11 protein-coding genes and 1 pseudogene are annotated in these 9,263 nt (G+C 37.8%); 2 read left to right on the top strand and 10 right to left on the bottom strand.

What is annotated here, in order from left to right; translation table 11 throughout:
* Together M901_RS15270 and meaB are read left to right on the top strand one after the other, a co-directional pair.
* Positions 1-1,487, top strand: a 1,487-nt coding sequence (locus M901_RS15270; protein WP_034722600.1) for a methylmalonyl-CoA mutase family protein, incomplete at its 5' end; no start/stop codon positions are given.
* Positions 1,487-2,452: a methylmalonyl Co-A mutase-associated GTPase MeaB gene (gene meaB, locus M901_RS15265; protein WP_021279110.1), complete on the top strand. Its 966-nt coding sequence runs from the start codon at positions 1,487-1,489 to the stop codon at positions 2,450-2,452. The genes M901_RS15270 and meaB, both read left to right, overlap by 1 nt.
* Positions 2,453-2,455: 3 nt before the next feature.
* On the opposite strand, the gene M901_RS15260 is transcribed toward meaB, so the two are convergent.
* The 10 genes and pseudogenes from M901_RS15260 to M901_RS15210 all read right to left on the bottom strand — a co-directional run.
* Entirely contained in the window at positions 2,456-2,755 is a 300-nt protein-coding gene (locus M901_RS15260; RefSeq protein ID WP_021279107.1) for a hypothetical protein, read from the bottom strand.
* Between the two features lie 10 nt (positions 2,756-2,765).
* A complete protein-coding gene (locus tag M901_RS15255; RefSeq protein WP_021279104.1) occupies positions 2,766-4,175 on the bottom strand; it encodes a hypothetical protein in 1,410 nt (469 codons plus the stop codon).
* 93 nt (positions 4,176-4,268) lie between these two features.
* Positions 4,269-5,177 (bottom strand): hypothetical protein, encoded by a 909-nt coding sequence (locus tag M901_RS15250; RefSeq protein ID WP_021279101.1) that lies wholly within the window; start codon positions 5,175-5,177, stop codon positions 4,269-4,271.
* A complete protein-coding gene (locus M901_RS15245; protein WP_081653487.1) occupies positions 5,159-5,620 on the bottom strand; it encodes a FixH family protein in 462 nt (153 codons plus the stop codon). The genes M901_RS15250 and M901_RS15245 overlap by 19 nt, the downstream gene beginning before the upstream one ends.
* A gap of 12 nt (positions 5,621-5,632) precedes the next feature.
* The gene (locus M901_RS15240; RefSeq protein ID WP_021279111.1) at positions 5,633-6,025 is read right to left on the bottom strand and encodes a hypothetical protein; all 393 of its coding nucleotides are present in this window, start codon (positions 6,023-6,025) and stop codon (positions 5,633-5,635) included.
* 30 nt (positions 6,026-6,055) lie between these two features.
* Positions 6,056-6,592, bottom strand: coding sequence for a redoxin family protein (locus M901_RS15235; protein ID WP_021279108.1), 537 nt, complete (start codon positions 6,590-6,592; stop codon positions 6,056-6,058).
* A gap of 54 nt (positions 6,593-6,646) precedes the next feature.
* Positions 6,647-7,165 (bottom strand): response regulator transcription factor, encoded by a 519-nt coding sequence (locus tag M901_RS15230; protein ID WP_021279100.1) that lies wholly within the window; start codon positions 7,163-7,165, stop codon positions 6,647-6,649.
* Positions 7,162-7,986 (bottom strand): HAMP domain-containing sensor histidine kinase, encoded by an 825-nt coding sequence (locus M901_RS15225; RefSeq protein WP_198295418.1) that lies wholly within the window; start codon positions 7,984-7,986, stop codon positions 7,162-7,164. Before M901_RS15225 ends, M901_RS15230 begins: the two co-directional genes overlap by 4 nt.
* A gap of 413 nt (positions 7,987-8,399) precedes the next feature.
* On the bottom strand, positions 8,400-9,017 hold the full coding sequence (locus M901_RS15215; RefSeq protein WP_021279109.1) for an L-threonylcarbamoyladenylate synthase: 618 nt from the start codon (positions 9,015-9,017) through the stop codon (positions 8,400-8,402).
* A 4-nt stretch (positions 9,018-9,021) separates the two neighbouring features.
* A pseudogene (locus tag M901_RS15210) lies at positions 9,022-9,263 on the bottom strand (protease modulator HflC); the annotation flags it as partial.

Raw genomic sequence — 9,263 nt, 5'->3', positions numbered from 1 at the left:
CTTCGAAGCATATGCCAAAGTTCAACTCAATTTCAATTTCAGGTTACCACATCCAAGAAGCTGGAGCGGATGCAGCTCTTGAGTTAGCCTACACTCTTGCGGATGGAAAAGAATATATTGAAACAGCAATTCAAGCAGGAATGGAAATTGATCAATTCGCACCAAGACTTTCATTCTTCTTTGGAATTGGAATGAACTTCTACATGGAAATTGCAAAACTTAGAGCTGCAAGACTTCTATGGTCAGAAATTGTTTCGAAATACAATCCACAAAATATTAAATCTAAAATGCTAAGAACACACTGCCAGACTTCTGGTTGGTCACTGACTGAGCAAGATCCTTACAACAACGTTATTAGAACAACGATTGAGGCCATGGCCGCAGTCTTTGGTGGAACACAATCACTACACACGAATTCTTTTGATGAGGCGATTGCCCTTCCAACTGAATTCAGTGCAAGAATCGCGAGAAACACTCAAATCATTCTTCAAGAGGAAACTGGAATTACAAATACAGTCGATCCTTGGGGTGGATCATATATGATGGAATCTCTCACACAAGAAATTGCTGAGAAAGCCAGAGAAATGATCAAAGAAATCGAACAAGCTGGTGGAATGGCAAAGGCCATCGAGTCTGGTCTTCCGAAACTAAAAATCGAAGAGGCCGCAGCAGCTAAGCAAGCTAGAATTGACAGAGGTGAAGATGTTATCGTTGGTGTTAACAAATATAAACCTCAAGTTGAAGATGAAATCGACGTTCTTGAAATTGATAATATGGCCGTTCTTGATTCACAAATTAAGAACCTTGAAAAAATTCGTAATGAAAGAGATGAAGAGCAAGTTAGAAAGTGCATGGAAGATCTTTCAATCTATGCCAAGACAGGAAAAGGAAATGCTCTTGATCTAGCTGTTAAGGCCACAAGAGCAAGATGTACTGTTGGTGAAATTACATATGCCCTAGAACAACACTGGGGAAGATATAACGCTAATACAAAGACAGTATCTGGTGTATATGGAAAAGCATTTGAAAAAGACGAGGATTGGATGAGCATCATGAATGACATCAAAGAATTTGAAAAAGAAAATGGTCGTCGTCCAAGAATCCTAATCGCAAAGATGGGACAAGATGGACATGACAGAGGGGCTAAAGTTGTTGCAACAGCTTATGCTGACGTTGGATTTGACGTTGACCTGGCTCCACTTTTTTCTACGCCGGCTGAAGTTGCAAAACAAGCGGTAGAAAACGATGTTCACGTCATTGGTGTTTCTTCACTTGCAGCAGGACATAAAACTCTTATCCCAGACCTTATGGCGGAACTTAAAAAACTCGATGCTGACGATATTATCATTGTCGCAGGAGGAGTTATTCCAAAACAAGATTACGACTTCCTCTACAATGCCGGTGTTAAAGGAATTTATGGGCCAGGGACACCAATCCCTGATGCAGCAAGAGATGTTATTAAAAACATTAGAGAGGCAATCAAGTAATGAATATCGATTTAGATAGCCTACGTTCAGGAAAAATGAGAACTCTTTCTAAGGCCATTACTCTTTCAGAGAGTAAGAAGCCAGAACACCAAGAGCAGGCCCAAAAGTTAATTGAGTCAATTCTCCCTGACACAGGTAAATCTATTCGAATCGGTATTTCTGGAACTCCAGGTGTTGGTAAATCAACTTTTATCGAATCACTTGGAGTCTACCTCATAAATAAAGGTCACAAAGTCGCTGTTCTCGCAATTGATCCAAGCTCCCCTTTAAGTGGTGGAAGTATTCTTGGTGATAAGACAAGAATGGAAAAACTCTCTCAATTAGACAATGCCTTTATTAGACCAACTCCTAGTTCTGGAACCCTCGGTGGTGTAGCTCAAAAGACAAGAGAGGCCATGCTTCTTTGTGAAGCCGCAGGCTTTGATGTGATTCTCATTGAAACAGTTGGTGTCGGTCAGTCAGAATTTGAAGTCGCCGACATGGTGGACTTCTTTACAGTTCTTCTACTTCCAGGAGGAGGAGATGAGCTTCAAGGTATTAAAAAAGGTATTATTGAAATTTCTGATTGTATCTTAATTAATAAGTCAGAGGGAGAAAATCTCAATCGTGCACAAACGACTCAAAGAGAATACCTTAGTGCTCTTCACATCATGCACAGTGATGACCATTGGAATACAAAAGTAGAACTTATCTCTGCCCTCGAATCAAGTGGCCTTGAAAACTACTGGAATATCGTGAATGAATATATTGATCAATCTAAAGACAATGGATTCTTAGATAAAAAGAGAGTCGGTCAAAATAAGAAATGGTTGAATAATTTATTTTTCGAGTTTATCAAGAGTCGTGTGGAAAACAATCCTGAGCTTCAGGCTCAATGGAGAGAATCAGAGAAAGAGATTGAAAAAAACCAAGCAACTCCATTTGCTTCGGCCAATCGAATGATTAAACTTCTCTTTAAAGAATAATCATTACTTTCCAGAACATTCAACCTCTACCGTCTTTGGTCTCGGTGTGAAAACTCTTAAAATCCCGGCCTCAGTATCAAGCGTAAAAGATTTTACTTTTGCTCCTGAAGCAACACCGGACATATAGCTTCCTGTTCTTACTGTTAGTCTTGCTGTCGCACTTCCATCTGGTGTAATGAGTTCTACATCATTATTTGATGATACCGAAATAGAGTACTGTCCAATCGAATCAGTACAGTTGATCTCAGCTCCTAGTGCCGGCACCATTAATAATGCCAAGACAATAAGTTTTAATACTTTCATGTCATACTCCTTAGAGTTGTATTGTTATTCTATCACCATTAAACTGAATATTTTCACCTACCAGGGCCTTTTTCATTATCCCTAATAGGAATTTCTTCCATTTGATCTTAAACCAGCCAATTGGAACCTTGATTTCGTCTACATTTAAGACAATCTGATCCTTAGCTGGACGATGGTCAACGCTCCCTTTGATGTACACATCAAATCTTGCATACTTACCTAAAATCTTCTTATAAGCTGATGCTTTTATTAGGGCCTTTCCCTGATCTAGTTGAAATGAGATACGCTTAGCAGTCTTCTCCTTGTCACTAATATGTGCCAGTGGATCAAAACCTTTAGTCATAATATCTTCATATCTAAACCATAAATTTTCTTCATCTCTTGAAATTAAACTCTTAATATTAATTCTTCCTGACTCAATACATTCCTTAATAACAGAATGAAGATCATAGAGAACTGAGTCTTCCGACTTTTGACACTTAACCGTTAAATCCTTCGTCGTTACAGAACTCTCTCTATCAACGAATTGAATCACTGGTGCTTGGAAATAGAGATTTCCGTTGGCCACTTCAAGATTCTTCATATTGATATAGAACTTAGTTTCGTCTTTCTTATTTCTTAAAACAATTTTCGGTACCTCAAGACTGACAGAGTTTTCACACTGCTTCTTAATAATCTCACTATCAAAGGTAAGTTGATCCTCGTCTTTCATACAAGTCGCCGAGATATTTGATGTCTCCATAAAATACGGCGCCATTGTCATCGTAGAGTTAAGTGCATTCAATCTAAAGACAGAGGCACCAAGCAGATCTAGCTCACCTAGCTGAGCTGTAAAATCCATTTTATCTCCATCTTCATAGTCTAATTGAATATTCATTGTCATAGGTGCTTCTGCCTTTTCAGGGCTGACAAAGAATTCGGTCATACAACCCCTCTCGATACCATCGGCAGAGGCCATGTCCAGATCAGGATCATTTGCTGTACAAAAAATATAGAAGTTATTTAATTGTGTTCTAAGGTCATCCATTTTTATAGAAAAGTTCTTTCCACCAAAAGAAAAGAAACCTGGATTGATAATCGCGAGAGATTTCTTAGTCCCCATTTCTACGACATCGTTGAAACCATTCTCTTTACCCATATCAAAGTTGAAGTTCATATACTTGGCCTTAAAGCCCATGACTCCATCCGTATAGGTCATATTTGCATTAAAAATTTCATCCTTATTAGAGAGATTAAAGGCCATATCAGAACGCGACATTCTTACATCTGTAAAATTTAAGACTCCTGCCACAGCATTCTTATCCACCTGCTTCTTATAGTTCCAATCAGTGATACCGATTTCTAAAAAGTTACTTGAATTTCCAGTCGCTGCGACTGAAAAGCTAGTCATTAAGGCCAATGTGGTCAGTAGTTTCTTCATTCTCTATCCTTATAATAGATTTAAGTATAGAGAAAAAGAGAAGTTAGGTGTTTTAGAACGAAGTATTTACAAGGGCCGTATAAAGTTTAGACACTATAAAGGAAAGGCCTTCGCAAGATTTATGCTCAGAGAGCGCTCAAGAGAGGTATTCTTACTACCGCTCAAAATAGTCTGATCAGCATAAGTTACACCATAAGAAATATCATTAAGCATATAAGACAGGCTGAGGTTCAATGTCGTCACGAATATACCTTCGGAGTCTTGTCTTGTCCCATTATTAAATATGAGCTCACTATGACCATCATATTTAAATGCGGCACCACCTCCAATTCTCAGATCACCCATTGAAGGACTATATCCAAAACTTAGAGAACTCTCGATAGTAGGATATCGATAAACCTCTTCACTTGAAAACCTCTCCTTAAAGTAATATGTCAGGTTAGAATCCAAGGTAAAATCAAACTCTTTTATCAACTTAAAAAACATTACCCCTAATCGAGTTTGGTGAAAGCCGCTTCCTGTAACGTCTGTCTGAAGACGACTTTTAGTCTCATACTTTGAGTTTCCTGTTGGGAGAACCTGAGTAACATAAACAAAACCACGAGGCTTCCAATATGAGAAGTATTGCTCCTTAAGAAACTCGTAACCAACCGTGATATTAATATCCGCTATATTAGTTTCACTTTCTCTCACACGACTTGTTTTCTTCGTAACCTTTGAAACACTAGCCCCTATAGCAACTTGAAAGTAATTATCAAACTGGTAAGCTGTTGATACTTTAAAACTCTCAAGAACCTCACTATTTTCAGGGCTTCTCTTCGTCACATCTCCATCTGTATCAACATCATAGAGGTAGGCACTATTCTTATAATTAAATTGAAGTTTCATTCTATCATCAGAAGTAATAATAGAAGACGAACCAGCTCCACCTCCGCAACAAGATGCTGCAAAAGAAATCGAGCTAAAAAGTATTGTGAATATCGCTATAATGTAATTGGCCACAAGACCTCTTCTACGACACTCTCACCATCCTTAAGTTGAAGATGAAGGTCCCAATACCCAGGCATAGTAAAGAAAATTTTGTCTGCCTTATAGACACCATCTTGAACTTTAGTTATTTCAATAGGAAATGATCCATGACCATGATCGGGCATCCATAATTTTAAATGAAGAGAATACTCAGGGTCAGTCAACTCACCAACGCTATTGAGAAAAATTATATTTATAGAATTATTCTCATAGAGTGCAACAGTTGCACTATAACGTGGGATGAGTTGTAATCCCCCTAATATCAATTCATTTGTTTGAGTAGAAATGGTATCTGTTCCACGAATACTATTGGAAGGTTCATCATCACTTAGAAATGGTGAGTCTCCACATGAAGCAAGACTCATCAACACCATTATCGTAAAAAGGATTTTGTGTATTCCTGTCACAGTACTCATTTCTACTCCAAGTTATTCAATCTCAACTTTTACTGCTAACTCTTCATCACCAACTTTGATAAGCACTTGCCAGTACCCCATCATTCCACCAATAAATCTGGCATCATTGATTTCAAACAGTCCCGCTTCAACTTCCTGCCAAGTCATCGCCGGTCCACCGTGACTATGTCCATTGGACATGATCATCCAAGGTCTAAATGAGACTTCAGCTTCAGGTGAAACTAATTCATGGTTGTGGTCACCATTTCTCCAAAAAGAAACTTCAAAACCTGATTCAACATTATATGCAGGCCCATTAGTCCATTCTAAATCAGCACAAAGATCTTCCGCTGAAAAATATAGTGGACAGTGTGCAAGAATATTTACACTAACTAAAGTTGTTAATAATACTAAAAGCTTTTTCATAGAAACCTCTCTATCTATAATGTCGTTAATTTATCTTTCAATGTAGCAACCAAGCGCTCTTGCGAACTGCTTACTTGGCTTCTTGCCTTGATCAATTTCTTTCAATGCTTCCTCCAGGTAGAACTTCTTCGCATTCTTAAAAAAACGTGAGTTCGTCACACCACCGTGATAAAGGATTTCACCCTTTTCATCTAGGACAAAGACATGTGGTGTTTTAAGAGCATTGAATTTATTGGCAAAATTTAATTTCTTATCGAAGAATATTGGAAACTCTATCTCATACTTAGAGAAATAGTTTTGAGCAACGCCTCTTGATACCATTTTATTTGAATGAAAACCCATGAATTGGAAATCAGGATACTTCTTTTGAAGATCATTCAAATATTCAAATGTTCCTTTTGAGCAAGGACAGGTTGCACTGAGAAAATAGAAGACTCCGACTTTCTTCTTAGACTTGATAGTTATTTCTTTATTAGAAATTAAATCATGCCCACTTAACTGCTGCCAGCTGATCACTGAGGCATGTATATTTAGGCTCAACAATAGGAATGCTAGAATGATTTTCATAGCTGCTTTTTATGATTTTTGACCAGAGTGGTCAAAGCAGCAAATTGTTGCGGCCTACGACTTAGGCGTATACTTCTTCAACTTTCTTTGTAGACTTTGACGGTGAATACCAAGTGTTTTCGCGGCCTTAGTGATATTCCCCCCACACTTTTGAAGGACAAATTCAATATATTCTCTTTCATTTCTATCAAGTGAAAGTCCTTCTTCTGAAATGACCTCGGTGACTTTCTCCTTCTCTCCCAAGAGTGCAGCTCTAAGAACATCAAAACTAATAGGTTTAGTTAAATAGTCATCAGCACCAAGTTTAATTGCCTCAACAGTAGTAGAAATGCTGCCAAACCCCGTCAAAATAAAAATCTTGGCCTCAGGATACTTCTTTCGAATATCTGCGACATAATTAATAGATGACTTAGTTTCAACTCTTAAATCAAGGATAATATGCCCATACTCTTCTGTTTCTTCGAGAACTAATTCTGGATCATTAAGTACCTTAACGTCATCACCAGCTTCCTCAAATTCGATTTGAAGCATTCGCGCATAATTATAATCATCTTCGACAATTAAAAGTTTCATGAAATATTCCTAAAACTCATTTCTATTACGGCCCCATTATCATTGTGTATCTTCATGAAGCCTCCAAGTAAATCAACATAAGTTAAAGCATTATAAAGACCGATCCCCATTCCATCACTCTTTGTTGAGTTAAACGGTGAACCAAAGTTTTCAATAACTGAAGCTGGAAAACCAGGACCATTATCTTTAACTTCAAAGACTAAGTTCTCCCCCATATTTCGAAAAGAGATCTTCACCTTCGTGGCGCTTGCCTCTGCACTATTATGAACTAGGTCGTAAAAAAGTCTAAAGAAAGAGATACGCGATCCCTCTAGTATAACTTTTTCTAAATTTGACCACGTTAAGTCTATATTAATTGATTCGCTGGCCAATGTAGATGCAACATCTTGTAGCACCTCTTCTAATGGCACTTCCTCAAAATCCATTTTATGCTCATTATGTGATTGCCTCACCATTGACTGCAGGGCCATCTCGCATTTTCTTAAAGACTCGTCTAAAACTTGATAATCAAAGTCTTTTCCTCGACCCGACTTAATTCTATCTACCGCCAGTCTCATACTTCCCATAGGAGTTCCAAGTTCATGACAGAATCCACTCGTAAGCGAACCAATTGCTTGTAATCTAGAGACCCTTAAATCCCTTCTCGCTAGTTCTTCCATATCATTTCGATATCTATTCAAAATATAGGCCAACCAGCTCATAAAGAACCACAGAGCAACCATGACAATGGCCGTGCTAGAAAAATCAACTTCTAAGAAATCACTAGTATGCCAAAACTGAAAGTATGAAAACTTCTGTAAATAGAGAGATCCTAAGGACAAAATTAAAAGAGCAAAACTCTTTTTAATGCCTAGGAACAAAGGAGCCACAAAAGGACTTAAAATTAGTAAGAATGTAAATGGATTACGACTACCACCATTTAGGTAAATAATTGAGGATAGAAATGAAACGTCGATCAATAACTGTCCAAAATTTCAATCGTCAATTCTTTCTTCGCCTCTTGCAGGTTATTCAGCAATATAACAACGATAAGGATAATTATTGAAAGGGAAAATTGGCGGAATGAAATTGCGTGAGTTTCTACAAAGAGCATCAGTACTAAGGCCATAAGAAAGACCAGACCCCATCTCGCTCTTTTAAGAATGTGAGGAGAAAAAATCTCCTCACTCTTATTTAATAATTTTGGAAAAGTAATGAAACTCATGCAGAGTTCATATCATGCACAGAGTCTTTTTTAAAGTACTCCAACACCTTCTCTAATAATTTCAGGGGCTCCCGATGTAAAATCCACAATCGTACTTAACCCCACGAAATCATAATCACCTGGGTCTACAATCATCCCCAACTGAGCTGAAAGTGCTTCTTCTATTTGATAGCTGTAAATGGCGTCATCTTCACCTAAACCAACCATATCACCTGTTAAATTCGTCGAGATAACAACGTCACCATGGGCCTCAAGAAACTTCTCAACAAGTGTTGAAGGTACAAACCTCAATCCAACTTGATGATCATTCTTATTTGCTTGAACAGCTCTCGTGATTTTCTTTGTCGCCTCAAAAATGAATGTGAAGTGTCCAGGAATCTTCTTCTTAATAATTCTAAAAACAGAATCATCAATAACTGCAACTTCACTAGCTCTAGAGATGGAATCACACAGTAAAGAAAAATGCTTAAGTCTATCAACTTTCTTCAAGCGATAAATCTTCTCAACACCCTTTTTGTGAAATGGATCTGCAATAACGACCCAACTTGTGTCAGTTGGTAAACAAACAAGACCACCGGCCTTAATTATCTCAGAAGCTTTTGCTAGAACTCTATCATCTGGGTTTTCACCAATTACATAGTCAATCATCTGGTTACCTTAGGTACTTTAAAAATTCATTATCCGAAGAAAGGATGAACTTAGTGTCTTCTTTAATAGATTTACCGTAAGCTTCCATAGATTTCATGAACTCATAGAACTTTGGATCTTTCGAAAAAACCTTTGCATAAATAGCTGATGCTTTTGCATCAGCACGACCTTTAATTAACTGAGCCTTCTTATAACTTTCAGACTCAATTCTTCTTAGATCTTTTTCAAGACGTCCTTCAATCTTTG

The organism is Bacteriovorax sp. DB6_IX (assembly GCF_000447775.1).
Lineage (GTDB): Bacteria > Bdellovibrionota > Bacteriovoracia > Bacteriovoracales > Bacteriovoracaceae > Halobacteriovorax_A.
This window is presented reverse-complemented; position numbering and strand designations above follow the sequence as displayed.